At 40.7% G+C, this 26,304-nt stretch carries 13 protein-coding genes; 5 read left to right on the plus strand and 8 right to left on the minus strand.

The genetic code is table 11. The features are described 5' to 3' along the window. The first annotated feature begins 7 nt into the window (after window positions 1-7). The 3 genes from V7L07_RS29095 (at window position 8) to V7L07_RS29105 (ending at window position 7,919) form a co-directional block, all read left to right on the plus strand. Window positions 8-2,584 (plus strand): DNA translocase FtsK, encoded by a 2,577-nt coding sequence (locus V7L07_RS29095; RefSeq protein WP_335062655.1) that lies wholly within the window; start codon window positions 8-10, stop codon window positions 2,582-2,584. Between the two features lie 454 nt (window positions 2,585-3,038). Next, window positions 3,039-3,923: a ParA family protein gene (locus tag V7L07_RS29100; RefSeq protein WP_179066817.1), complete on the plus strand. Its 885-nt coding sequence runs from the start codon at window positions 3,039-3,041 to the stop codon at window positions 3,921-3,923. A gap of 612 nt (window positions 3,924-4,535) precedes the next feature. Then, entirely contained in the window at window positions 4,536-7,919 is a 3,384-nt protein-coding gene (locus V7L07_RS29105; protein WP_335062656.1) for an amino acid permease, read from the plus strand. A gap of 67 nt (window positions 7,920-7,986) precedes the next feature. On the opposite strand, the gene V7L07_RS29110 is transcribed toward V7L07_RS29105, so the two are convergent. The 3 genes from V7L07_RS29110 to V7L07_RS29120 all read right to left on the minus strand — a co-directional run bounded on the left by V7L07_RS29110 (window position 7,987) and on the right by V7L07_RS29120 (window position 14,080). After that, window positions 7,987-9,138, minus strand: a complete 1,152-nt coding sequence (locus tag V7L07_RS29110) for a histidine decarboxylase (RefSeq protein WP_335062658.1) — start codon at window positions 9,136-9,138, stop codon at window positions 7,987-7,989. Between the two features lie 630 nt (window positions 9,139-9,768). Continuing rightward, on the minus strand, window positions 9,769-12,651 hold the full coding sequence (gene ileS / locus V7L07_RS29115; protein WP_335062661.1) for an isoleucine--tRNA ligase: 2,883 nt from the start codon (window positions 12,649-12,651) through the stop codon (window positions 9,769-9,771). Window positions 12,652-13,336: 685 nt separating this feature from the next. Next, on the minus strand, window positions 13,337-14,080 hold the full coding sequence (locus V7L07_RS29120; RefSeq protein ID WP_179066820.1) for a response regulator transcription factor: 744 nt from the start codon (window positions 14,078-14,080) through the stop codon (window positions 13,337-13,339). A gap of 157 nt (window positions 14,081-14,237) precedes the next feature. Here V7L07_RS29120 and V7L07_RS29125 point away from each other — a divergent pair, with 157 nt between their 5' ends. Then, complete coding sequence (locus V7L07_RS29125; protein ID WP_335062663.1) at window positions 14,238-15,302, plus strand: YheT family hydrolase; 1,065 nt, start codon at window positions 14,238-14,240, stop codon at window positions 15,300-15,302. A 98-nt stretch (window positions 15,303-15,400) separates the two neighbouring features. Here the strand turns inward: V7L07_RS29125 and V7L07_RS29130 are convergent, their stop codons facing one another. Then, complete coding sequence (locus V7L07_RS29130; protein WP_335062664.1) at window positions 15,401-15,568, minus strand: hypothetical protein; 168 nt, start codon at window positions 15,566-15,568, stop codon at window positions 15,401-15,403. Between the two features lie 220 nt (window positions 15,569-15,788). On the opposite strand from V7L07_RS29130, the gene hetI reads away from it, so the two are divergent. Beyond that, window positions 15,789-16,508 (plus strand): 4'-phosphopantetheinyl transferase HetI, encoded by a 720-nt coding sequence (gene hetI, locus V7L07_RS29135; protein ID WP_335062665.1) that lies wholly within the window; start codon window positions 15,789-15,791, stop codon window positions 16,506-16,508. A gap of 42 nt (window positions 16,509-16,550) precedes the next feature. Here hetI and V7L07_RS29140 read toward each other — a convergent pair whose 3' ends face one another. The 4 genes from V7L07_RS29140 to V7L07_RS29155 form a co-directional block, all read right to left on the minus strand. Beyond that, entirely contained in the window at window positions 16,551-17,354 is an 804-nt protein-coding gene (locus V7L07_RS29140; protein WP_335062667.1) for an SDR family NAD(P)-dependent oxidoreductase, read from the minus strand. 562 nt (window positions 17,355-17,916) lie between these two features. Next, on the minus strand, window positions 17,917-19,431 hold the full coding sequence (locus V7L07_RS29145) for a thioester reductase domain-containing protein (RefSeq protein ID WP_335062669.1): 1,515 nt from the start codon (window positions 19,429-19,431) through the stop codon (window positions 17,917-17,919). 2 nt (window positions 19,432-19,433) lie between these two features. Beyond that, a complete protein-coding gene (locus tag V7L07_RS29150; protein ID WP_335062670.1) occupies window positions 19,434-21,110 on the minus strand; it encodes a PfaD family polyunsaturated fatty acid/polyketide biosynthesis protein in 1,677 nt (558 codons plus the stop codon). Window positions 21,111-21,359: 249 nt separating this feature from the next. Continuing rightward, window positions 21,360-26,111 (minus strand): PfaB family protein, encoded by a 4,752-nt coding sequence (locus tag V7L07_RS29155; RefSeq protein ID WP_335062672.1) that lies wholly within the window; start codon window positions 26,109-26,111, stop codon window positions 21,360-21,362. Window positions 26,112-26,304 lie beyond the last annotated feature (193 nt).

The raw sequence follows: 26,304 nt of genomic DNA on the forward strand, positions 1-26,304 counted from the left end.
TTAGCTAATGCACTACCTGAAAGAATCTGCTGAAATCCAGACCCAAATTGCAAAATTCGCTTTGGCTAAAGTGCTGTGGCTAGATACAGAAGTAGCTGATTGTAATACTTATTATCCAAGACTATCATTAATTCAGATATTAGCAGAACCCACAGATTCTACAGGAGAGTTTGCTTATATTATCGATGTGTTGGATAAACCTGATTTGGCTGCACTATTTGTTAACCAAATCATGAGCAGTTCCCAAATTGAAAAAGTATTTCACAATGCAAGCTTTGATTTAAAGTACTTGGGTGGTAATTCTGCACAAAATATTACTTGTACTCTCAAGTTAGCAAGAAAGATTACCCTCAAAACATTACAAACATCCAACTTAAAACTCAAAACTTTAGCAACAGAAATCTGCCACTTTTCCAATGTAGATACAGAAGAAGGAAGAAGTGACTGGGGAAAGCGTCCTCTTAGTGGCAAGCAGCTACAATATGCAGCAATGGATACAGTGTATTTGGCTGCGGTTCATCGCCGCTTATTAGAAATTTATACCCCTAATTCAGTAAGTAATATTTTTAATATGATACCTAATGCTTCACCGCAATCAACACAAAAATCTGTAAACTCATCTTTAACTGCTACTAAGGTTAGAGTCGCTTTTGAGTGTCCAAGGTTATTTTATTTACATCAGCTATTTGGCGGAAATACTTTATTTACCCCAGCAGAAAATCAGGTTGGAATTGGTAATATTTTTCATCAATTAGCTGATAGTTTTATAAATTTAGCTGTGATTGAGCCAAGATTTCAAGAAATATTTAAAACAACTGCATCCCAATTAAATATCAACGAAGTTGCTTCTCATCTCCAACAGCTTTTTTATGAAATTAAATTTTCTGCTTATCTAGAAAAATCTGTTGAAAAAGATGCTAGTACAGCACAACCTCTATACAAAGTTTGGCAAGGATTGCAAGGATTAATCCGACGCTTTGCAGAATTACTTGTAATAAATCGACGTTATTGTAGTCCCGAAGCAGTTATTCGCAATACTTTTGTTGCAGAAGAACGTAAGCTTGAGCATTATTTTCAATTACCTGATGGCACACAACAAAGAGTAGGAGGAGAGTTTGATTGCTTAGTCTATAACTTTGAGCTTAAACGTCTGTGTGTACTTGAGTTTAAAACCTATCAGCCTGTAGACCCATCAGCACAATTGGCTCAGGTTTCTCTTTATAGTTATATGCTTTGGCAAAAGAAAAAAGTACCTGTTGACTCAGCAGTTTACTGTGTTTTGCCAGAGTTTAAAGAGTATCAATATTCTTGGGAACAGCTAGAAAATACAGTGCATCAGTTGATTCCCTATAAATTACAGCAGATGCAGCAATGGCTGACTTGGGAAGCGCCTGATTCCAATCCACCACCATCTACAACCCAGCCTCATCTGTGCAAAATTTGCCCTCAGCAGCAAAAGTGTCAAACTTTTTTTCCTTCGCTTGTTGTAAATCAGCCACCTAGTTCCTCGAATAATGGCACTACAAGCAATCAAGGGGAATCTATTAATGCTGATGCTATTGGTGAAGAGTTGGTCACTACTTTGCAATCTTTTGGTATTAATGTAGACTACCACGGCGCTGCTGTTGGGCCAGCTTTTATCCGAGTGAAACTTAAACCCCATCTTGGCGTGAAAATTAACGCTCTTTTGAAATTATCAGCTGATTTGCAAGTGCATCTAGGGTTAGTAAATCCGCCTTTGATTGCTCCACAAGCTGGGTATGTCAGTATTGATTTGCCCCGTCCAGATAGACAAATTGCTAGCTTTGAAGGGTATATTCTACACCAATTCTTACCTCCTACAATACCTGTCAAAATTGCGATTGGGGTAAGTATTGAGGGGAAACTAGTAGAGGCTGATTTATCTGATCCGAATACTTGTCACTTTTTGGTTGGTGGTACAACTGGTAGCGGTAAGAGTGAGTTTCTGCGATCGCTCCTCCTCAGCTTACTATATCGTCATTCCCCGCAACATCTCAAAATCGCCCTGGTAGATCCCAAGCGAGTTACCTTTCCAGAGTTTGAGAAAATGCCTTGGTTGTATTCGCCAGTCGTCAAAGATAGCGATCGCGCGATCGCACTTATGGAAGAATTAGTTACAGAGATGGAATCTCGTTACCAGCAGTTTGAAAAGGCTGGATGTGCTGATTTAACTACTTATAATCTCCGCTCTAGTAAGATTTTACCTCGCATTGTCTGCATTTTTGATGAATATGCCGACTTTATGGCAGAAAAAGAAATTCGCAAAGCATTAGAACTAAGTATTAAACGTTTGGGAGCAATGGCGCGAGCTGCGGGAATTCATCTAATAATTGCTACTCAACGTCCAGAAGCCAGTGTTGTTACCCCAATTATCCGCGCCAATCTGCCAGGAAGAGTTGCTCTACGTACCGCTAGTGAAGCAGACTCAACTATAGTCTTGGGAGGAAAACAAACAACAGCAGCTTATCTTTTGGGAAAAGGCGATTTACTCTACCAAATTGGCGCTCAACAACATCGCTTACAAAGCTTATTCGCAACAACTATTCAGCTACCGTCAACCTAGACTAGATAAAGCATTTCATCAATTTGTAGCGGATTTTCTTTGGCAAAACTCTGCGTCCCTCTGCGTTGACTCTGCGCCTCTAGAGGGTTTAAAAAACCTACAGCATCCTTAGAGGATCTTTGAAAAGTTTTGGGCGAATATAATTCGCTACTACACTGGCATTGTCCGCCTCCACGGACTAACACAAAATCAATGTCTTTAACCCACGGAGGTGGGTTTCGTCTGTGTAGCCGCGAATTATATTCGCCAGAGCTAGTATTAAATTAGACTTTTCAAACAGCCTCTCAAGCACCAGTAAGGCACTCACTGGTATAATCTGATTACTTCAATCAAAGAAAGTTTACTGCAACCACTCTTTTGAGTGCCGAAAAATATTAAATTGAGTGGAAGTTTTAATTATTCAATAGAGGTATACGCTACCTAGATGGGAATGCGTCAATAGAGGACTCAATCAATGGGATATGTAATTGCTACTGCAAATATGAAAGGTGGTGTTGGTAAAACCACCCTCACCGTCAACTTAGCTACCTGTTTAGCTAAAAATCATGGCAAGCGGGTGCTTGTCCTTGATTTAGATAGCCAAATTAGCGCCACACTCAGTTTGATGTCGCCTTTAGATTTTGCCAAGCGCCGTAAACAAAGCAAGACATTTAGGTATCTGATAGACGAAGTTATCAATCCAGACCCACAAGCAAAACTCACCATTCAGGATATCATTCAATCCCCGGTTTGTAATCTTCCCGGACTGGATTTGTTACCAGGGGATATTGATTTATATGATGAATTTGTCGTTTCAGAAATGCTGCATAAGCAAGCAACTGCTTTGGGTGAACAAGACTTTGAAACGATTTGGAATCGCTTTGAAAGGGTTTTGATTAACAACATCTTAAAACCAGTACGTCAAGAATATGATTTTATCCTGCTCGATTGTGCCCCCGGCTATAATCTATTGACTCGTAGCGCTTTGGCTGCCAGTGATTTCTACATACTTCCTGCTAAACCAGAACCATTATCTGTTGTGGGTATTCAACTGCTAGAAAGACGGATTGCCCAATTAAAAGACAGTCATGGACATGAAACAAAAATAGATATAAAAATGCTGGGAATCGTATTTAGTATGTCCAGCGCTAACCTGCTCACTGGTAGATACTACAAACAGGTAATGCACCGCGTTGTTGAAGATTTTGGTGTAGAAAAAATTTGCAAAGTACAAATACCAGTTGATGTAAATGTCGCTAAGGCTGTTGATAGTTTTATGCCAGCTGTTTTAAATGCTCCCCAATCAGCAGGTTCAAAAGCGTTCTTTCAGTTAACTCAAGAGTTGTTGCAAAAGCTGTAGCCCTACTTAATCATTGATGATCTACACGATTTCCGACTTATCGAACATAATTCAGTAGTCAGAAGTCAGAATGCGCTAAACCTTAGCTATCCGCTAATAGAATAAATTTTGTACGACTGGCAGATAGCGCAACGATAGCGAGTATTTTCGAGTAGCATCTTGATTCTGACCGGAGGCGGAGCGTCTCCCGCTCCGTTCCTGAATTCTTCTTCAAGAAATTATAAATATGAGTGAAAATGAATGTAGAAATGTGAAAACTAGCGTTTATACAAGTGTTTCCAGCAAATAATAATTAATTTCACCATATATCTATTAAATAGGTCGGAAATCTGAATATTTCGATTTTTATAAAGCTTTGAAGAAAGAGAATTTATACTTACTCGGTGCGAAAAAGCTACGTGAAACAAATCTCAAATCCCAATTTTAAAATTCTCTATTGAAAAAAAATTCTTGTAGGTATGGGGTCATTCTAAAATCTAAAATCGACAATTCAGTGACAAATAATTTATCCTTTTCTAAAGTTCAGCAGTTATACGGAAGCTATAATTGGTGAGATTCAGCTATTGAGTGAAAAGGTAAGTAAATCTCACTAAGAAACTCACTGAGAAACTAATGGTTAGTAACGATTCTGCGCGGGTAGAGAACAATCAGCATTTGCTAATACGCCTACCACGGACTCTGAGTTATCTCGAAACCTGGGGCTTTGGGTTAACAGGTCATGTTGGATGGATTGGTACTGCCCCCATCATTCATGCAGCGTTAGGGCCAAAAGCTATCTTAGTTTGGTTTTTTGGCACGATTATTTCCTTTTTACTTAACTTGCAGGTACAAAGTTTAGGTAGACATTGGCCAGATATCGCTGGAGGAACACCAAACTATACCACAAGGTTATTAAAGAAATTTCCTATATTAGGCCGTTACGCAGCTTTAGGATACTTTTTTAGCTGGGCAGCAGCACCAGCATTGTATGCGATTATTCTCACCGACCTAATTAAAGTCAATTTTGAAACATTAGGTATTTCTTGTCCAGAAACTTTATTAAGAGTTTTATTTACAGCCATTCCTTTTATTTTAGCCTTCAGTGGTACTCGTGCTTTAGCTCTCCTGCATCTGTTTTTTGTATTCCCAGCGATTTTATTACTATTATTATTTTGTATTCAAGGCGTATTATGGTTAGTCTTCTCATCTACTAGTTTTAAATTGATCTCAACTAGCACACATAATTTGAGCTTTCAAGAATGGGCAAAGTGGTTTTTTTTAGCTAGCTATTCAATTTATGCTTGTGAAACTACTTCTTCTTTTGTTGCTGATAGTCGCCACCCATATAAAACTTTAAAGTTCTTAACTGTTGCTGCTTGCTTAATTCCTCCAGTGTTTTTAGGTGGTTCTTGGGTATTAATGTGTTCGGCTCAAAATCCTACAATAGGTGACGATACATTCTTAAATCTGGTGGCAGCTTCTAAGCCTTTTTGGGGTGAATATGCTCCCTTTTTAGTAACACTTCTGATTACTATATCTTGCCTTCTAAGTTCTGCTACGGCAGTTTCCAACTCTCCTCGGATATTATACCAACTTGCCTTCGATCGACAGCTTTCTCCCATATTTGCATTAGTTTCTCGTCAAGGTGTCCTTGGTCCTGCAATTTTTGTTACCTTTATACTCAGTTTGCTTTGTCTAAATTTGGGAAATGTATCTCAACTTGTCACAGTGGCAGGTACATGTTATCTCATGTCAATTATGGGATTACATCTGGGATTATGGCTGTGTCGCGGTAAACCCCACGTGTTATGGCCTTGGTGGTCACTGGGTTTTTTCTTGGTAGAAGCGGTAGTGCTAATAGTGGGAGGTTTAGCTTGGAATTGGAGAGATTTCTTAGTGGGCTTATTATTACCTATTATTCTGATGAGCGGAGATTTAGCGCTACGTCGCCTTAGATTTGCGCCATTACACCCGAACTGGTGGACACAGCGTTACGATACTAGGTCTACTAGAAATAACCCAGATTTTGTAGTATTACAAGTGATTGTCTTAGTGTCATTAATTTGTACTACTGCTACTATCAGTTGGATTATTCGTGACTTTTTAGATAGATTTTCTAACAATCCTCAAAACTCTTTACTAGCGATTTTATTAGTGACGCTTTCTTTTACAGGAGTAGCGATCGCTTGCTGGACAACTTTACCACAAATCATTGCTATTGATGAAGCACGCAAACAAGCCAGAAACCTATTTATTACTACTCTCGATACTGTTCCCGATACAGTTTTAGTCTTAGATGAAGACGGTACAATTTCTCAAACAAATGCTGCTGCTGAAGAATTGTTTCAAACAAGTGTTCAGCAGTTACTTGGGCAAAATTTGAATCAAATTCTAATATGCTATCGCGGTAAACCGGATGAATGGTCTATTAGAAGTGAGCAAACTTTAAAAATCAACCAAGGTTTACGAATTGTTGAATCGACTATTTCACAGCCATTTAATTCTCAGCTACGGGAGTATATTGTGATCGTCCGTGACATCACGAAGCGAAAGCTAGCAGAGGAAGAATTAGTCCAGTATCGTTATCAGCTTGAGCAGCTGGTACTAGAACGCACCATTGAACTTATTAGAGTTAATCAACAACTGCAACAAGACATTATCAAGCGTCAAGAAGCACAAGAACAATTACTGCATAATAGTCTTCATGATGGGCTAACTGGATTACCTAATCAACGATTGTTTATGGAGCGGGTGCAGCAGGCAATAGAACATAGTAAACAGGAAAATGATTATTTATTTGCTGTACTTTTCTTAGACCTAGACCGCTTTAAAGTTGTTAATGACAGCCTTGGACATCTACTAGGAAATCAACTTTTGATTGCAATTTCTCATCGACTAAAGTCAGTTTTGCGAGGCGGAGATATAGTTGCCCGTTTTGGTGGAGATGAGTTCACAATCTTAATTGAAGAAATTGAGGATATTAGTACTGCCATACAGGTAGCCGAGCGAATTAAAAAGGTGCTAGCTTTGCCATTTCAATTAAATGAGCATCGGGTGTTTACTAATGTTAGTATTGGCATTGCTTTAAGTAAAGCAGATTATGAGCAAGCAGCGCAGATTCTACGCGATGCTGATGTGGCAATGTATTGCGCTAAATCACTTGGTAAGGCACGTTATGAGGTTTTTGATCCCAAGATGCACGAGGGTGCAGCTTTGCTTTTGGAGTTAGAAACTGCTTTACGTCATGCGCTACTCAAGCAAGAAGAATTTCGCCTTGATTACCAACCAATTGTTTCACTGACAACTGGTAAAATTATTGGATTTGAGGCCCTGATACGTTGGTATCATCCAGAACGAGGACTGATTTCTCCTCAAGATTTTATTCCTCTGGCTGAGGAAACTGGAATGATTGTAAGTATCGGGCAATGGGTACTGTATGAAGCTTGTCACCAAATGCACACATGGCATAAACAATTTCCTACCTCAACACCTCTGACAATTAGTGTGAATTTTTCTGGTAAACAAATCACGCAACCAGATGTGTTTAAAGAGGTGAAACACATTTTACAGCAAACTGGACTGGAGCCATGCTGTTTGAAATTGGAGATTACTGAAACCTTGCTGATGGATAATTTTGAATTGGCTATCACTGTACTTTCTCAGTTAACAGCGCTGAATGTCGAGATGCACATGGATGATTTTGGTACTGGTTATTCATCCTTGAGTTATTTGCACCGTCTACCAATCAAAACTCTTAAGATCGATCGCTCCTTTGTTACCAGTATAGGTAGTCGAGGAGAAAATTTAGAAATTATTCGAGCGATCGTAACATTAGCTCATAATTTGAATATGTCTGTAACAGCAGAAGGGATAGAAACTGTAGAGCAATTAGCACAATTGAAGGCTTTACAATGTGACTATGGACAAGGGTATTTTTTCTTACCACCTATGGAACGTGCAGAAGTAGAAATACTACTTGCTGCTAACTTGTGCGGAAAAAACTTTTTGAAGAGATGAATCAGAATTCAAAATTCAGAATTCAGAATACTCTACCTATAAAGTCGCTTAACTACATCTACATTAATTAGTGTACTGCTGTTTGTAGCTGGAAATTCTCTACGTTATTAACTAACCCTTCTTCTAACAGAAGTTCGTTAACAAAAATATCGATTTTGTCCTGATTGATATTTTGCATGACTATCAGGTGTACCCAGTTTTCACAAGTGGCTAACTGCCACTTTTTAATTAACTTTTGAGAAGGTTTTTGAAACACTACGGTATTGGAAAAATCATTGAGCATACATGGGTATTCTCTGATTTTAAGTTGTTGGAAAAGATATTGAGCGTTATCAATACAGGTCTTTGCTTCTTTAGCTAATCCATGATAACCTCTTGTTTTGATTGCATACCAGAGAATCAGAGGTGTGTGACCGTTTCTAGAACCTAGAATTGTTGTATCTGTTGAACCAATATATTCAATTGCTGTTTCAACTTTTTCTACCCATTTTTTCTTAGTTAAAACAACACCGCAAGGCACGGGAGAACCAATGAATTTAGCAGAAATAGCTACACTATCTATGGGTTTTTGAAAGTTAACTTGGGGAGCGCCATCTAGAAAAGGTAATATTAATCCTGAAAGTGCAGCATCGCAATGAATGTAGTAATCTTTTATCTGATTGCGCTCTAAAATTTCTAGAACTTTGTCTAAGTTATCAATCGCACCTTTGACAGTAGTCCCAATATTTAAATTGATGATCGCCGGACAATTGCGGTTTTCGCTAATGAGTTGTTCAAAATGTTCATAATTCATCTCTCCGTTAATTTGCGAATTAACAATATTATGTTGGATGCGGAATAATTTGGCTGCTTTGGGTATTGAGTAATGAGAATCTTGTGATGAGTAAAGAATCCCATTAGGGTAGATTTCCCTTGCTAAGAATATTCCATATAAATTACCTTCAGTTCCGCCAGCAGTAACATAACCCCAAAACTTATTTTCTGGAATTTTATAGAGGTTAGCAAAAAAAGATAATACTTCTTGCTCAAACTTCCGAGAATGCAGTCCAAAATCTGGCTCTACATAAGGATCTCCAGCATTATTCAACAGAAAATTGAAAAACTTGCCGATCGCACTGTAGTCACAACTTAAATTATATGGATAGCCTGCGTGAAACTGCGATCGCTGTTCTATTTGCAGCAAAAAATCTGCCAATTCTTTAGCAACTGTATCTGACATATCTTTTTCTCTCTTGAATTTTGAGTTGATGGATGTTCTAGTCGAAACTCTACGTATTAATCCATATCTTTATATTATCTTAATAATCTAGCGGTTCCCCTTTCTTTAAAGAAGATACAGTTAAAACACGTAGCCATCTTCAGTAAAAATACTAGATTTTTTTGTTCTAAAGTATATTATGCTTAGGACTTACGCACTTTACAAAAAGACTATAATGTGTATTACGTAAAATATCTATTTCCAGCGCTGACTGAAAAGACCTCTCCCTCGTTTGACTACGTAAAATAATCCCTCTCCGATTTGGAGAGGGAAAGACTAGAAATTTAGTTAAAAATAGGGAGAATTTCGGCGAATTAACGTATATTTACGATACTCAGTGCTGAATGGTGAGTGTGAATAAGAATATTCAGTACTTTCGCACGTAGGAATTTGCCCTGCTTTGCCGAGGTATGGGCTAAAGAACTCAGCACTCTTCATTAGACATCTCCGGAAAAGATTTAGAGACCACAAATTTGCACGCAGACCTAACCCCTTCCCTGCTTCCCTACAAGGGAAGTGGGGTTTTAAAGCCTCTCTCCGTTTCGGGGAGAGGTTTGGAGAGGGGTCTTTTTTCTTTTCTGGAGATGTCTATTAGAATTCTCCAGCTAAGGCAGCAACGCATCGTTCGCAAATTAAGGGATGTTCTGCTGATTCTCCCACATGAGTAGAGTAGTTCCAACAGCGATCGCACTTTTTACCATCTGCTTTCACCACACCAATTCCCCAGTCTTCCGTCTGCGCGGTGTATTCTAATCCTTGCAACCCTTGAGCACAATCTAATAATTCCACCTGGGAAGTCAGCAATAAATACCGCAGTTCGTCAATCCCGTTACCTTTAACAGGATTAAAGGCTTTGATAGCATCGCCTAACTGTTTGTGAGGTATATGAATCAAAGCTTTGGCTTCCAGGGAAGAACCAATGAGTTTTTCTATCCTGGCTTGTTCTAAAACCTTATTAACATCGGTGCGGAGTTGTCGCAGCGCTTGCCAAAATTCTGCTAACTCAGGATTACGCCATTTTTCCTCTACCTGAATCCAACCGGCTTCAAACACTGATTTGTAAGGTGTTTTGTAAGGGAGATATTGCCAGATATCTTCGGCAGTGTGGGATAATACTGGTGCGATCGCTCTAGCTAAATTATCTATTGCTATCTTCAGCACTGTTTGACAACTGCGACGGCGGAAAGCATTCGGGGCGCTGATGTAGAGTCTATCTTTGGCAACATCTAAATAGAAGTTGGATAAATCCACCACGCAGAAATTCTGCACTGTTTGGAAGAAGCGGAAGAATTGGAAACTCTCAAAAGCTTCCGTTACTTCCTCAAATACTTCGGTGATGCGGTGCAGCATATAACGGTCAAGTTCTGGCAATTCCTCGAAGGGGACTGCATCTTTTTCCGGGTCAAAATCATCTAAGCTACCCAACAAAAACCGCGCTGTATTGCGAATTTTGCCTCTAACATCATTCATCTGCTTGATGATGTTTTTCCCAATGCGGACATCGCCGGAGTAGTCTACCGATGATACCCATAATCGCAAGACATCTGCACCGTAGGCCGGTTCTACTTTTTGATTTTTCCCGCCTTCAATGATTGTATTGGGGTCAACCACATTACCTTCTGACTTACTCATTTTTCGCCCTTGTTCGTCCAAAGCGAAGCCGTGAGTTAGCACAGTTTTGTAAGGTGCAATATCATTTACCGCTACACTGGTGAGCAAACTTGATTGAAACCAGCCACGATGTTGGTCGGAACCTTCCAAATATATCTCAGCAGGGTAGTGTAACTCTGAACGCTGTTGAGCGACAGCAGCCCAAGATGAACCAGAATCAAACCATACATCCATTGTGTCTGTACCTCTGCGGTAAGACTTGCCATTTTGACGATAGGATTCTGGTAATAATTCCTCAACTGATAATTCCCACCAAGCATCAGAACCTTTTTTGGCGATGATTCCTTGAACGTGGTTGATAATTTCCTCATTCAGCAGTGGTTCTCCCGTGGCTTCGTCGTAGAAAACGGGAATCGGTACACCCCAAGCCCGTTGACGAGAGATACACCAATCGGAACGTTCCGCTACCATTGGCGTAATGCGATTTTCACCTTGGGCTGGAATCCATTTTACTGTGGCGATCGCCTTTAGTGCTTCTTCTCTAAATCCTTCCACCGAAGCAAACCATTGTTCAGTGGCGCGGAAAATTGTTGGTTTTTTCGTCCGCCAATCATAAGGGTACTTGTGGGGGTATGCTTCTTCTTTCAACAAAGAACCAGCGGCCGTTAATGCATCAATTACTGCCTGATTTCCATCACCCAGCACATTTAACCCCGCAAATTGTCCCGCTTCTTCGGTAAAATTGCCATTGTCATCCACTGGTGCAAGGATGGGCAAACCGTAGCGCTGACCAACAATATAGTCTTCTTGACCATGACCAGGTGCAGTATGTACTAACCCAGTACCCGACTCAGTTGTGATGTAATCACCGCCCACAACAATCGGACTTTCCCGGTCAAATAGCGGATGACGGTAAGTAGTATGTTCTAAATCATTCCCCTTGAACGTGGCTTTTAGAGTTAACTCAACTCCCAAGGTTGAAGATAAACGTTCTACTAAGTCAGCAGCAACAATCAGGTATTTGAAATTACTCTGTGCCTCCGCTTCTGGGCGGGAAACTTCTACCACTGCATAATTCAAATCCGCATTCACCGCCACTGCTAAATTCGCCGGAATCGTCCAAGGTGTCGTTGTCCAAATAGCCACACCCAAATCTGACTGATATTCCGCCAACAGTGGTTTTACAGCTGACGCCAAACTTGTGATTGGGAAAGCTGCATAGATACTGCGGGAAACGTGACCTTCTGGATATTCCAACTCAGCTTCCGCCAAAGCAGTTTTAGAACTGGGACTCCAGTGAACCGGCTTCAAACCGCGATAGATGTAGCCTTTTAAGAACATCTGACCAAATACGCCAATTTGAGCCGCTTCGTATTCCGGCTTCAGAGTTAGATAAGGATTGTCCCAATCACCCCAAATACCGTAGCGTTTAAAATTTTGACGCTGGTTATCTACCGTCGCTAGGGCAAATTCTTTCGCTTTTTGCCGCAGTTGTAAAGGCGTTAAGTTTTGCCGTTCTGCTGACTTCATGTTCTGCAAAACTTTCAACTCAATTGGCAATCCGTGACAATCCCAACCAGGAACGTAGCGAACTTTACGACCTTTTAGCAGTTGGTAGCGATTAATAATATCTTTGAGAATTTTATTTAAGGCATGACCAATATGGAGTGAGCCATTAGCGTAGGGAGGCCCATCGTGCAGTATAAATAATTCGCCGGGGTTATTTTCAAAGAGGCGATCGTAAATTTTATTTTCTTCCCAAAATTTCTGGATTTCAGGCTCGCGCTTGATGGCGTTTGCCCGCATATCAAAGTTAGTCTTGGGTAGGTTTACAGTATCTTTATAACTTCCTGGTTCGGTCACAGTCTCATGCCTAAAATTAGGTGTGCAGGTTCTATTAATTATAGAAGATGACATGAAAACCAAAATTTGCTATTTTACTCACCGAAACAGTAATGAGTGCTGAGTGATGAGTAATGAGTGAAGAAAAAGTACTCAGCACTCTTCATAGAAACAGCACCTTAATTTTCTGCTTCGCCTTAGGGACTGACAAATAAAAAATATCCAATTGACTCTTGTGGGGTGGGCGTCTCGCCCGCCATATCAACTGGGCGCTCATGTTGCCCACCCCACAATATTGGATAATTTATTTCTTGGAGTTCCCTCATCAGATTGACTAACTTTTCACGTTGGATGTCAACCAGAGGACTAACCTCAATACGCTTGGGTTAAGCATTTTTCTCTCCCCCTGCTTCCCCTGCCTGCCTCAACGATTATTTTCTTAACTGAACTGTATTGCGGCTACTGACAACAATTTTGGGTTTTTGAGACGCGATAAATCGCCGTCTCTACAAGTGCTGTATTGGGACTAACCTGACTTTTCACTCTTGTCTGAAAAATTCTCGATAATGTTTTATAGAGACATTGCAATGCAACATCTCTACACACCTAAAAATCTCACCAATAACCTTAACTAAACGGTAAGGAATAAGAGTTTCTGAAAGTTATTGCCTAAATCGTGGCTTAGTTAAGGGTATTTAGTGTAATTTCACTCCACCACTGTTACTGAAGCCCCTTCATTTGATGGAGGTATACTGGGTAACTCAAGACAGTATCCAGCACCATAAACTGTCTTAATATAGCGGGGATGACGAGGATCTGGTTCTAGCTTGGTTCTTAAATGCCGAATATGGACTCGAATCGTTTCTATGTCATCATCAGGATCGTAGCCCCAAACTTCTCTGAGGATTTCGCTGGGAGAAACTGTTTGACCGTGGCGTTGCAGTAAGCAGTGAAGTAACTCAAATTCCAAGTGAGTCAATTTCACTGTCTCATTGAACCATATTGCCTCAAATCTTTCGGGAACGAGGGTCAATGAGCCATAGTTGAGAATTTCACTATGCTTTGCGGCTTGGGGAATGCGGTCAGTCCGCCGCAAAAGTGCCCGCACCCGCGCTAGGAGTTCTTCAACTTCAAAAGGCTTAGTGAGGTAGTCATCTGCGCCAGCATTAAAGCCTTCCACCTTGTCCTGAGTTTGGCTCAAAGCCGTCAACATTAACACGGGAATCTCAGAGGTGCGATCGTCGCGGCGCAGGCGTTGGCAAACGGTGAACCCATCTACTCTGGGCAACATTAAATCGAGCATGATCAAGTCTGGTTGTAGCTGGAGAGCCAGCGCTTGACCTTTGATGCCGTCTTCAGCTTGACTAACATCGTAGCCAGCCATTTCTAAGTTGACGGCAACTAGTTCTGAAATCGCTGGGTCATCGTCTATGACAAGAATCCTCGGCATTCTTAAAAAATTATTACTACTTATTAAGGATAATTAACAACCTTTGATAGATACAAAGATTTTTGAATCAATGATGAAAAAGTTTTTAAATCTTACATAAATATTAAGATTAAATGACTGTGAAATCAAGACTCAATTACACGAAATCTTATAGTCTATGATGTGTTATACTCCCCCCTACAATCCGTCTTGGTTTTTACAAAACGGTGTGATGATGACTGTATACACTGCTTTGTGGGGAAAACGTAACTGGCAAAGTACTACTAAAGACCCAGAACCGTCTTATCACGAGAAAATCTTTGTTGGTAGCCAAGGTGTGCCAATTTTTGGCTTGGTTGCTATCCCAGAAAACGCTCATAGCACGATTATCGGTACTTATGGCATTACTGGAGAGTTAGAGACGGAATGGTTTTTGAAAGTGCTAGGACGTAAAGCCTACGCTCAAGGATACGCGATGGTGTTATTCGATTGGCGTGCCCACGGCAAAACAGCTGAGTTGTCCCCGGCTCTCACCTCTGATGGTTTGTATGAGGGAGAAGATTTTGTTCGCATCGCCGCCGCTGCAAAGGCAATGGGATGTCCAGGGAAATTTTGGTTTACAGGGTTTTCTTTAGGGGGGCAATTGGCGCTATGGGCGGTGAAGGTGGCTGGTGAGGTGATTAGGGAGTATGAAGATTTAGGATTAGAAGATAGGGATATTGGCGGTGGTATGGTGATTTGTCCGAGTTTGGATTCACAGCGATCGCTATCTTATCTAGTTACAAAGCCCTTAGGTAGATATTTGGAAGCGGGGATTGCACAGAATTTAAAAAAACTGGCATGGCGAATCCATGATGCCCATCCTGGAAGCCTTGATCCAGAAGCGATTGAACGGGCAAATAGCATTTGGGGTTTTGACAATGAATTGGTAATTAATCGGCTAGGTTTTTCTTCTGTGGAAGCATATTACCAAGCGAGTAGTGCTTTACAAATATTGCCGCAAATCTCGAAACCAACTTTGATTTTATATGCTGCTGACGATCCACTTTTCGACCCAGCTATCATACCGGAATTACAAGAAGCGTGCGATCGCAATCCCGCAATAGATTTGTTCCTCACTCAATACGGCGGCCATGTTGGCTATTTGAGTAGCAAAGAGTGTCAACGTCAAGTAAAGGATTCCGATCCTTGGTGGGCATGGAATCGGGTTTTACAATGGTTGGAGGAAAAGCGAATCGCCTAGAAATACGTCGTCCTGACTTCAAAGCAACTAAATTTATTTAAGGGGATGTTAATTTTTCATTCTTAATTTTTAATTCCCCGAAAGGGTTGATTGGAAATCTACCACAATATCATTGGTAAACCAGCAATGACAGAAGCAATACCTGTCCAGAGGGTAAAGCGTTCAATATCTAGTTCATCTAAAGCAATGCTCATTTGCTTAATTGCTAATAGCAGCGCTGCCAGTAGTAGTATAAAAAAGGCAAAGTACCGCAAATTAATAATCATTCATCCTCACCAAAAAAGTTGTTCTAATAGGTTTTTAACAAGCTTTTGCAAGGTTTTTTTGTTCCAGATTTAACACTTTCGGAGATAAACTATTTACCAGTGAAGAGATACAGCAGATTTTAGGTAAATGAGGTGCAAAATCTCATAAAAAGATCCACCCATAATAATCGTCGTAATTAAACAAACTATTAGAGTACAACTCCCTTGACTTTTTGACCCAATGATCGGTTCTAATGATATTTGGCAACCTGCACCAACAGATTTAACTCTATTACAGGATGAGATTCATATCTGGCGCATAGACCTTAACCAACCAGAATCACAGCTACAAAATTTAACTGCAACTCTTTCCAGTGACGAAATAGCTCGTGCTGAACGGTTCTATTTTCCAAAGCATCGGCAGCATTTCATCGCTGGTCGTGGTAGTCTGCGAACTATATTAGGTCGCTATTTGGGTATCAAGCCGTCACAAGTTCAGTTTAATTATCAACACCGTGGTAAACCAGTATTAGCAGATACATTTGCCGATAGTGGACTGGCGTTTAACTTGTCTCACTCCCAAGAATTGGGTTTGTGTGCGGTGAATTGTACTCGCCCAATTGGTGTAGACCTAGAATATATTCGCCCGATGTCTGACTTGGAAGCTCTTGCCAAACGGTTCTTTTTACCGAGAGAATATGAGATGTTGCGATCGCTATCTCCCAACCAACAGCAAGAGGTATTTTTTCGTTACTGGACTTGTAAGGAAGCTTATTTAAAAGCAACTGGAGACGGACTATCCCAGTTAGAGCAAATTGAAGTGTCGCTAACTCCCACAGAACCAGCCAAGTTAGAGATATCTGAAGACTGGAGCCTTTTTGAACTAGTACCCGCTAACAATTATGTTGCTGCTGTTGCGGTGGCAGATTTTGGCTGGGATTTAAAATGTTTGCAGTATTAATCTTAGTCATTTGTCATTAGTGAATACTCTATGCCCCATACCCTACTTATCCTCCTGCATATTTCGCACAATTTTTGTCACTAAGTTTCTGGGGACAAATCTGACGCTTTTTGCCAGTAGTTTATTGATAAAACCAGGGATAACAATGGTTTTGCCCTTCATTAAGGCGTGAAAACCAATTTCGGCTACTGTTCGTGCATCCATCATTTTCTTACCCTTGAGCAGCTTAGAGTCAGCCATTCCGGTTCTTTCGTGAAAAGCGGATGCGGTTGAGCCTGGGCAAAGAACTGTCACAGTGACACCTGTACCTTCTAATTCATTAGCGATCGCTTCTGAAAAAGATAAGATATAGGCTTTAGTCGCAAAATAAACCGCCATCAAAGGCCCAGGTTGAAAGGCAGCAGCCGAAGCGACATTTAATATCTTGCCTTCACCTTGCTTAACCATGTGCTTCACAAATAGCTTAGTTAAATGGGTGAGACACACCAAATTTACCTGTAGCATTTCCAATTCAGTAGCTAGGTCTGTTTCGTGAAATAATCCGTAGATACCAAATCCGGCATTATTTACCAGCACATCAACATTAATATCGGCTTTTTGTAACTCTGTAAAAATTTCTTCAGGAGCCGTTGATATAGATAAATCCTTAACAATAGTTTTGACAAAAATTCCAAATTCTTTTTGAAATTTGACTGCAATTTCTACAAGTTTTGGCCCGTTTCTATCTACTAAGACAAGATTATAATTATGGGCAGCAAAAATACATGCTAATTCGTAGCCAATTCCACCAGCTGCTCCAGTAATAAAAGCAGTTTTTCTGTTCTGATTTTGATGTTTTGTGTTCATGTAAGAATATTGGTGAATTCAACTTGATCAAGCTGCGTTGCATTTACAGTGATTCTCGCTCTACAATTAAGTACGCGTAATATCTCAACCTACAAGAAATATCTTGAGTTATTACCCTTTCAAATGCTTGTTTAGTGCATTGGATAGATGTAGCAGTCCAAACGCAAATTTAGGACTTATGCATCGAAGAAGTTAGGCATTAAATAAGTTTGGTTATTTCAGACTGCTAGCATTTGGCTTTTGTGAGCGATCAAAAGCCAGCAGGTAAAATCAAACTTTTATGCCCGACACTAACCATTCTATCCTCAATTACTTCTGTCAAGGGGTGAATACTAAAAATTTACATGATTGAGCATAAAAAAACAGGGCAATTATATTGCCGCTGTTAGTGTATAAGTTGTTGCTGGCATCTGAAATATTGGCTGTTCAGTAGTACTGAGTTTTAAAAAACATGGACTAAATAAAATTATTTTGTAGGGTGCATTATGGAAGCCGTAACACACCGAAAGTATCCGGGACAGTGCGTTACGTTCATAACACATCCTACGCAAGTTGTGAATTACTAAGCGAGATTCAAGAAGCCGCTTTGAATCAAGTAGGCGGTATAAGTCATAAACAATTGAGAGTCAATTGGAGGACAAGCAATAGAACTACCTGCGAGTGCATGAAGAGTATCTTGGCAGCTAATGTGGGGTCTTCTAGCTTGTAAGTACAAATCAGGAATAGTCAGTTGTTCATCAGACCAGCGTTCCAGTAAAAATGGTCGCAGAGTGTACAAAGGATTGTCAGCAGAAGTGACATTATTGATTAACTCTGATTGCCATTTTTCGTAAGGAATCATCTCAACTGAATAACCAAAAGAGCGTATCCACTCAACTAGTATTTTTAAAGCGGCGGGTTGGGGATGTTGTAAGTTGAAAGCCTTACCTATGGATTCTTTCTGGCGTGATAGATAAACAATGGCTTTACTTACATAGTCCACAGGTGACATATCCAACATATAATCTACATCAGGGAAATATCCCATTTGTAGACAGCCCTTGGTCATCAAGTTGATAAAGTCATGTGTGTTACAAATGCCTGTTTTGCTATCACCTGAAATTAGTGGTGGTCTGTGGATAGTTACAGGAAGTCCCCGGTCACGAGCAATTTTAACTAACTTTTCCGCTACCCATTTTGTTTGTGAGTAACCAAGATAAATACCTTCCCAATGATTGAAATCATCCTGCTCTTTAACAACCTTGCCAGCATAAGCAGTAGATTCAAAAACAGCCACACTAGAAACGTAATGTACAGCCTTGACTTTAATTTGACAAGCCAATCTCAAAACTTCTTGAGTACCTAAAACATTGGCTGCCTTCAATGCTGAATATGGAAAAACATAATTCAACAAAGCAGCGCTATGATAGATAGTATCAATATTGGCAGCTAAAATTTGAAATTGTTCTGAAGCAATACCTAATAAAGGCTGAGATAAATCACCGACAATCGGAATAATTCTGGAGTTAAATTCTTCCTGCCAGATTGCATACTGCTCCAGATTTTTTTGAAGTTTGCTTTTGCCTTCTTCGGCATTAGCAGCACGCACTAAACAATAGATATCCGCATTGGTTTCCTGTAGCAATTCCCGGATGAGAAAAGCTCCTAAAAAGCCTGTTCCTCCAGTCAAAAAGATGTTTTTGGGTTCACCTACAAGTACATTAGATGCAGCACCAGGATGGATGGTGGGGTCAAGAACAGCCTCAGCACCTAAATCTAGAACAGAGGGTGCAGTGTTGGCATTAGAAGCTACTACCTTTGTATCTTGAACTGGTGAACCTTCTTGCACTTCTTCAGCTAAACGCTGTGAAAGAGCCTCAATATTTGGATAATGCCACAGCAGCAACGGAGAGGGTTGAAATCCGAGCAACTTTTCTAAGTTACTGACTAGAATCATTGCTTGGGCTGAATCCAACCCATAGTTTTCTAAATGTTCTTTGACATCGATTTCATCAGTTGCAACTCCTAGCAACTTAGCTAAGTTAGATACCAAAAATATTTGAATATCGTCTGCTGTGAAAGACTGTTTTATAGTCATTTTTAAAACTCCAACAAGGATGTAGAACGAACAGGGTGATATTGACTGTAATAATCGTCAGCTTGCAGCCCTTGAATTTTCAAATTTTGAACACGATACAAAAAGGCTGCACCAGTCATAATTTGATTAGCAACATCAACTACACCACGATTATTTGGTTCAGACAGGTAGGAACCGCGTACCCAGTCATTGAAACCGCCCATTGCCGGGCCACACCAAATTTGATAATCGACTTCTCTACCTTTTTCGCCAGAACTAGACCAGCGAGAAGATAATCCTAGATACCATCGGAAAATCAACGCCATTTTCAGTTTAGGATTATTGACTGCTTTCCCAAGTTTCTCAGGGTTCTTTTGGGACAAATAAGCCGCAGTTCCTTCCCATACTTCAGCAATAGTTTTGCGAAAAACTTGTTTTTCTAATTTCTGCCTTTCTGCCAAAGGAATCTCTTCGATGGAATTGTAAGCGCGATAGAGTTCAAATAATTTCTGCGCTCGCATGGGGAACATTGTACCCCGTTTGAGAACTTGCAATTTGACTCCCATTTCAAACATATCTGCGGCTGGGGCCATAATCATATCAGCCATTTCTGCTTGGGCTAGTAACTTTTTGGTATGTTCACAAGCCCCAGATTCAACGCATGACTGATTAATGGAACCGGTCATTATATAAGCAGCACCCATCATAAAGGCTGCTAATGCTGATTGTGGTGTCCCAATTCCCCCTGCTACTCCAATTCTAATGGGTATTTGGTAATGATATTGTGCTTGAATTTCATCCCGCAAGGCAATAATAGAAGGTAACAAACAAACCAGGGGACGGTTATCTGTATGACCTCCAGAATCAGCCTCGACGGTAATATCATCAGCCATCGGAACTTTGGCTGCAAGGGTTGCTTGTAACTCAGTAATTAATTTTTGTTCCAGAAGTTCTTTGATAATTCTCGCTGGTGCTGGTTGCAGAAATTTAGTCGCAACTTCTCGGCGAGAAATTTTGGCAATGACTTTATTTTTGATTTCAATTTGATTGGTGCTATTCAAACCCAATCCAGCAACACGGTAATAAACAATGTTGGGAGTCAAGTCGAGAAATGCAGATGCTTCTACTGTTCTCACTTGATATTTGAGATATAAATCCACAGCCCGGCGTTCATTCGCTGGTTCATTCGGGCTGTGAATTAAATTAAATGCGTAAGGCCCTTGAGGTAAAGCTTGTTGAATGCGATTTATGGCTGCTTCCAAACGTTCTGGAGTTAAACCACCTGCACCAAAGGAACTCAAAATTTGCTCTTTTCCGAGTGCAATGACCATTTCTTCGGAAGCAATTCCGCCAGCCATTGCGCCGGTAACGTAGGCATATTTCACTCCATGAGAGGAGAGAAAATTGGGATCTCCAAACTGTTGAATTCGGATTGGGGCTGCAAATGTCAGCAGTTCTACTTGCGCTGTTGTGCCATTATCACCTGGGGATAAATAACCCTCATTAGTGACACCGATTTTTCCGGCAACTTTCACGATGTAGCAGGGTTTTTTTAATACCATCAATTTATCTTTGATGGTTTGTTTATCAAAAGATACAGTTTCTAATGAACCTTTCCAAACCTGGTTTTTGTTATATGACCAAGTGGAGAAGTTAAGGTCATTATCGTGTTTACTTAGTACCGTATCTACGGTTGTCACGGCAGTTATCCCTCGGATTACAAACAATGGATGATAAAGTTGAAGGGTGTAGACTTTTTATAGGAGTCTAAGTTTTATTTTTTTACGAACCGCAGAGGCGCAGAGGGCACAGAGTAAGAGAGTAATACCAATTCTCTAGGAGATGCACTTAATAATTTTTAAACGAACCGCATTCGCGCAGCGTCTCCTTAGAGAAGGGCGCAAAGGGCGCAAAGGAAGAGAAGGTTTAGAGAGAATTGGTATGAGATATTAAGATTCGTCGTTAAGCAAGTTTTGGGCGCAAGCTAGTTGCAATTGAATGATTTCGCTCATTTGTTGACTGTAATCTTGTCTAGCTTGTAAGAAGGCTGTGTGTGCTTTAGTTATCTTTGAATTATTAGCATTGAGCTTTTGATACTGTGTCTTATTTAAATCGAACATGCTGATGATGCTACTAATTTTTTGAGTTCTGACAGGTGGGAAAGAAACAGGAATTGGCTGTCTAATTGCGCTTGACTCAGAAGATTGTAATTGTTCTCTCGCTTCAAAAACGTTATCAATGATATTTTTCGCTTTTACTTCTTCTGGCTGAGGCAATATGTTAGGAAGGTAATTTTCTTCTGGGGTTATTTGGTTGGAAGTGTTAAGAGAATCTGTGATTTCAGATTGTTGGAGATTAGGTATATCTGGATGCTGTATTTTGAAGTGATAGCTCCTAAGATCCCCAACAAAATCTTTAACAATCTGGCGATTTTCTTCGCTCAAAATTGTAGCAGCAATTGCTTTTCCACCCAAGGTAACTGTTCTCAATGTTGCTTTATTTTGACTAGCAGTTCCTTGAGCTTTGTTGTACAACGGTGATAAATCCACGTTCACCTGATGACTGAGTAGTTTTGCTAATGCTTTGACCATTGCAGCATGGTCATCCATCCCTCTACGATTTAGAGAGACTGTGATATGTTCTTGGTTGCCGAGAATTTTATCAATCCATCGCGAACAGACATTACCTGCACCGGCTTCGAGAAATATTTTGACTCCATCACCGTAGACACGATTAACTAATTGCGGAAAATCAAGTTCTTGGCACAATCCTTTGGCGATATTGTGGGCAATGGTATTGCTATCAAGTGTAATTGGTTGATAATCGGCGGCTGAATAAAACACAATACCGGGCAGATTTTGCGATGGTAAGGTGTTCACCTTCTTGATTTCCTCGTACTGCGATCGCATCGCTTCACAATGTATCACATGGTCGAAGGGTGCGGGGAAAGCATTGCAACCTAAAGTTGCAATCACTCGCTTACAGGCGGCATCATCACCAGCAATTAACACTTCCTCTGGTGTGTTGATTTGAGTTAAGTAGACGCGGTTCTCGTGTTTCAGGCATTCTCTAACTTGAGATGGAGTCGCCATGAGAACATAGGTATTCCAAAAATTGTTGTTTGGTGAATCGGTTAATCCCCAATATTCCCGCACAGCATTTTTCGGCCCAGATAATTTATCGCCAAATAAAGGTGATGAGTTTAAGGTGTTGCTTCCGCCCTCAAAATCACTCCAAACTCCTTGGGCAACCATCATACTAGTTTCACCCAAACTATACCCAAATACAGATTGCGGCTTGACTTGAAAATCATCTCGGAAAATTGCTGTCATGTATCTAGCAAAGGCAATTTCGCTTTCAAACATTGCCAGGGAATCATCTAACAATTGCTTTTCGAGAGTTTCTAGTTGCCTGGTTGTCAATTTAGGTAAACTTCTGGGATAAACCAGCTTTTCAACATCGGCAGCCCGATTGTAGAGATTGTTACTTTTTAAGTCCTCGAAGACTTTCGGAAATAACCGAAAAACAGTCCGACCAATACCAATATAAGAATTGACTGCTGCGGGATAAACGTAAGCAACTGCTCCAGTTTTACCCAATGGTTTCGCTGTGAAATAACTACCTAAAGGTGTTTGCCAATCTGTGCCGTTTTCAAAAGCATTGTTTATACCTTTGCGGGCAGATTCAATTTCTTTGAGTAAATCTTTTGTGTTACGTCCTGTGATTGATAAGACGTATTTTGGATTAGAATGCTGTTGAAAAGTAGCGAATGTTTGGCTGGCGGTAGCTGATAAAGAAGAACTGGCTTCGATGGATTTTTGAAGATGGTTTAGGATATCGGGTATAGTGAAGCGATCGCTAACTGCTATCGGAAACAGATGAAAAGGCATTTGTTCCAAATATCTGTTGTCGCGTTCCTCTTGGCTGGGTTCCTCCGATAAGATTAAATGGGCGTAACTGCCATCTATACCCATGCTATTAATTGCTGCTATTCTGCGTGTGCCGCCTTTATCGACAAACCAAGGTCTTGATTCCATTGCCACATAGAAAGGGCTACCTTCCCATACTTGCGGTGTTTTGACACCAGACCATTTGGGTGTGGCGGGAATATACCTGTAATAAAGACAGAGAGCAGTTTTGATTAAGCTAGCAATTCCCGATGCTGTATAGGTGTGACCGATATTTGCTTTGACGCTACCCAATGCACAATGCAAACCATTGCCCACTTTCGGATAAGCTTGCAGTAAACCTGTGATTTCGGCTTCATCCTCCTGGGGAATGCCACTACCAAAGACTTCCACATAGTTAACTTCTGTGGGTTGAATATCTGCCATCTGGAAGGCTTGTTTGCAGACATCACTGATAGCTGAAGCATCAGGTTTTACCAAAGCGTCACTCAAAGTAGAATTACCTTGTGCGAAACTCATAGCATCAATTACTGCATAGATGCGTTCATTATCTTCTTTAGCGGCTTCGTAGCGCTTGAGGACGACAGCACCAGCACCTTCGCCAACCGTCCAGCCATTTGCTTGTTGGTCATAACCCAACGTGTTGACACCCGTGTTAATTGGTGCAAATTGGCTGCGGAACAAGACGTTTTCTACACCACCGGCTAAATCTACTGCACCCACAACCACTGCGTCTACTTCTCCCGTAGCGAGTAGCATTTGGGCAACTTCCAAGGCTTTGAGGGCAGAATTTTCGCCAGCGCTGACGGTGAATGCAGGGCCAGTGAAATTCCACAAAGCAGAAATTCGACTCGCCATGATGTTGGCGATGTGACTGACATATTCGCCAATTTCTACAGGTTGGTGAATGCTGTCTTTGACGATGGTTTCCAGTTGGGAAAGCTGTTCAGCAGGTAGAGAAATTCCTTGGTTGAGTAAGCCATCCTTAACTTGCCAAGAGAGATTCCATCTTTGCTGTAGCTGATGCACAGAGAATTCTGTCTCGGCAGCGACAATCACAGCCACATTGCCACCCTCCTGTAGTTTCGCATCTTTGACGGCGCGATCGCTAACTTTCAGAAGCAACAATTGTTGTGGGTTTAATTTCTCTATTTCATTGGGTGGGATTTTGCAGGATAAAGTATCGATTTCAAAATCTTTGATGTATGCCCCTACTGGTGCTTTCCCGTCTGCTAAACCGTACTCTTTCAGAACATTTTCTTGATTTTCTATCCCATGCCATCTTTGAGGCGGCAGAGAAGTAAAATGTTGTGTTCCATCATAAATACTGCGTTCAAAAGCATCTAAGCCATTGCAGTTACCAAAAAAGGCATCCATGCCAACAATGGCAACTTTGGTAGGTAGAACGGGTGGAGTTGATTCAACTGATTCTGTTGTATTTCCTTGTTCTAAAATCAGATGAGAATTAGTGCCGCCAAAACCGAAAGCGCTAATAGCAGCCCGTTTTATTGGTGCGTTATTATTAGGCCATGCTGTAGCTGTTCTAACAATTTTATCAGCAGAAATTGTACCTTTTTCTGACGCTAAAGGATCAGAAACATTGATGGTTGCTGGAATTACACCATGAGACATACTCAAAATCACTTTAGTCAAGCCAACCATGCCAGCAGCAGTTAGCAAGTGACCAGTATTTGCCTTAGCAGAACCCACCAGAGGCGCGGCTTGATTTTGACCAAAGAATGTTTCTATGGAGTTGAATTCGGTTGTATCTCCCAGTAATGTGCCGGTGGCGTGACACTCTAGATAATCGATGCTTTTTGGACTAAAATTTGCTTCCTTGTAGGCTCGTTCAAAAGCTAAGGTTTGTCCTTTAGGATTCGGACTTAATAAATGCTTCCCTTTGCCATCATTCGATAGTCCATTACCGCAGATAGTAGCGAGAATATTATCGCCATCTCTAACGGCATCAGAATATCTTTTCAGCATTACCATCCCAACACCATCGGCGGGAATTAGCCCTCTAGATGACTTATCTAAGGGGCGGCTGATGCCGTTTTCTGCATACCCTTGAACACCAGAAAATAACATCCGCACGAATAGGGAATCTGCACAACTGATGGCTCCAGCTAACATGACATCAGCTTTGTGTGACCATAAGTAATGAGATGCTAGTTTAATCGCGTAAAATGATGATGAACAAGCAGCATCAAGACATAAATTAATCTGGGATAGAGATAGTGCTTGAGCAACAATAGATGCTGGTAAACCAGATATCATCGCATTGTATAAAGATGCTTTAGTTGCACTTGGAAGAGCAGCTAAATCAAAGTCTTCATCCTGCAAAAGTTCTCTGACAGCAGGATTAATAGCTTGCTGGTAAATTGGCGAGAATAATTGATTAGATAGTTTTGTCGGGAATGACAAATTACCTAAAATTACGCCGCATTTTGCTAGAACAGTTTGATTACCCCAATAACCACTTTGTTCAATTGCTTGTTTAGCGGCATACAATGACCATTTGAAGGTGTTATCTAAACCAGCAACAAATTCTGATGGTAGATTGTATTCAGATGGGTTAAATTGAAAGTCGCGGATGTAACCGCCTTTGAGAGAATAGGTTTTGTCTGGTGTACCTTTGACTGGATTGTGAAAGATTGTCGGATCTACTCCGATTTCTTCGACGGTTGCAGAGGATGTCGAATCTTTTTGATTAACGATGTTTTGCCAGTATTCTTCAGGGTTTTTGGCATCGGGAAATAGGCATGATAATGCGATGATGGCTATTTTTTCCACGATTTATATGCTCCGAGTTTGGGTATTTAGCAAGAGATATTTAACAGGCAGGATTTACGCTGTTCCCCAAACTTTAAACGAGGCAATTTCTAGCAATCCTATTTGAGTTGTGAAATTTACTTTTTTTAATCGAACCACAGAGGCACAGAGAGCGCGGAGAGAAGAATGAAGAGAGATTTTTACAACTAATTTA

The organism is Nostoc sp. (genome assembly GCF_036916985.1).
Taxonomy (GTDB): domain Bacteria; phylum Cyanobacteriota; class Cyanobacteriia; order Cyanobacteriales; family Nostocaceae; genus Nostoc.

Excerpts from the sequence above, each read along its gene's own strand:
- V7L07_RS29100 (WP_179066817.1), top strand. The coding sequence starts at position 3,039 with ATGGGATATGTAATTGCTACTGCAAATATGAAAGGTGGTGTTGGTAAA.
- hetI (WP_335062665.1), top strand. The coding sequence starts at position 15,789 with ATGATCGGTTCTAATGATATTTGGCAACCTGCACCAACAGATTTAACT.
- V7L07_RS29125 (WP_335062663.1), top strand. The coding sequence starts at position 14,238 with ATGATGTGTTATACTCCCCCCTACAATCCGTCTTGGTTTTTACAAAAC.
- V7L07_RS29110 (WP_335062658.1), bottom strand. The coding sequence starts at position 9,138 with ATGTCAGATACAGTTGCTAAAGAATTGGCAGATTTTTTGCTGCAAATA.
- V7L07_RS29095 (WP_335062655.1), top strand. The coding sequence starts at position 8 with ATGCACTACCTGAAAGAATCTGCTGAAATCCAGACCCAAATTGCAAAA.
- V7L07_RS29145 (WP_335062669.1), bottom strand. The coding sequence starts at position 19,431 with ATGACTATAAAACAGTCTTTCACAGCAGACGATATTCAAATATTTTTG.
- V7L07_RS29120 (WP_179066820.1), bottom strand. The coding sequence starts at position 14,080 with ATGCCGAGGATTCTTGTCATAGACGATGACCCAGCGATTTCAGAACTA.
- V7L07_RS29130 (WP_335062664.1), bottom strand. The coding sequence starts at position 15,568 with ATGATTATTAATTTGCGGTACTTTGCCTTTTTTATACTACTACTGGCA.
- V7L07_RS29140 (WP_335062667.1), bottom strand. The coding sequence starts at position 17,354 with ATGAACACAAAACATCAAAATCAGAACAGAAAAACTGCTTTTATTACT.
- V7L07_RS29105 (WP_335062656.1), top strand. The coding sequence starts at position 4,536 with ATGGTTAGTAACGATTCTGCGCGGGTAGAGAACAATCAGCATTTGCTA.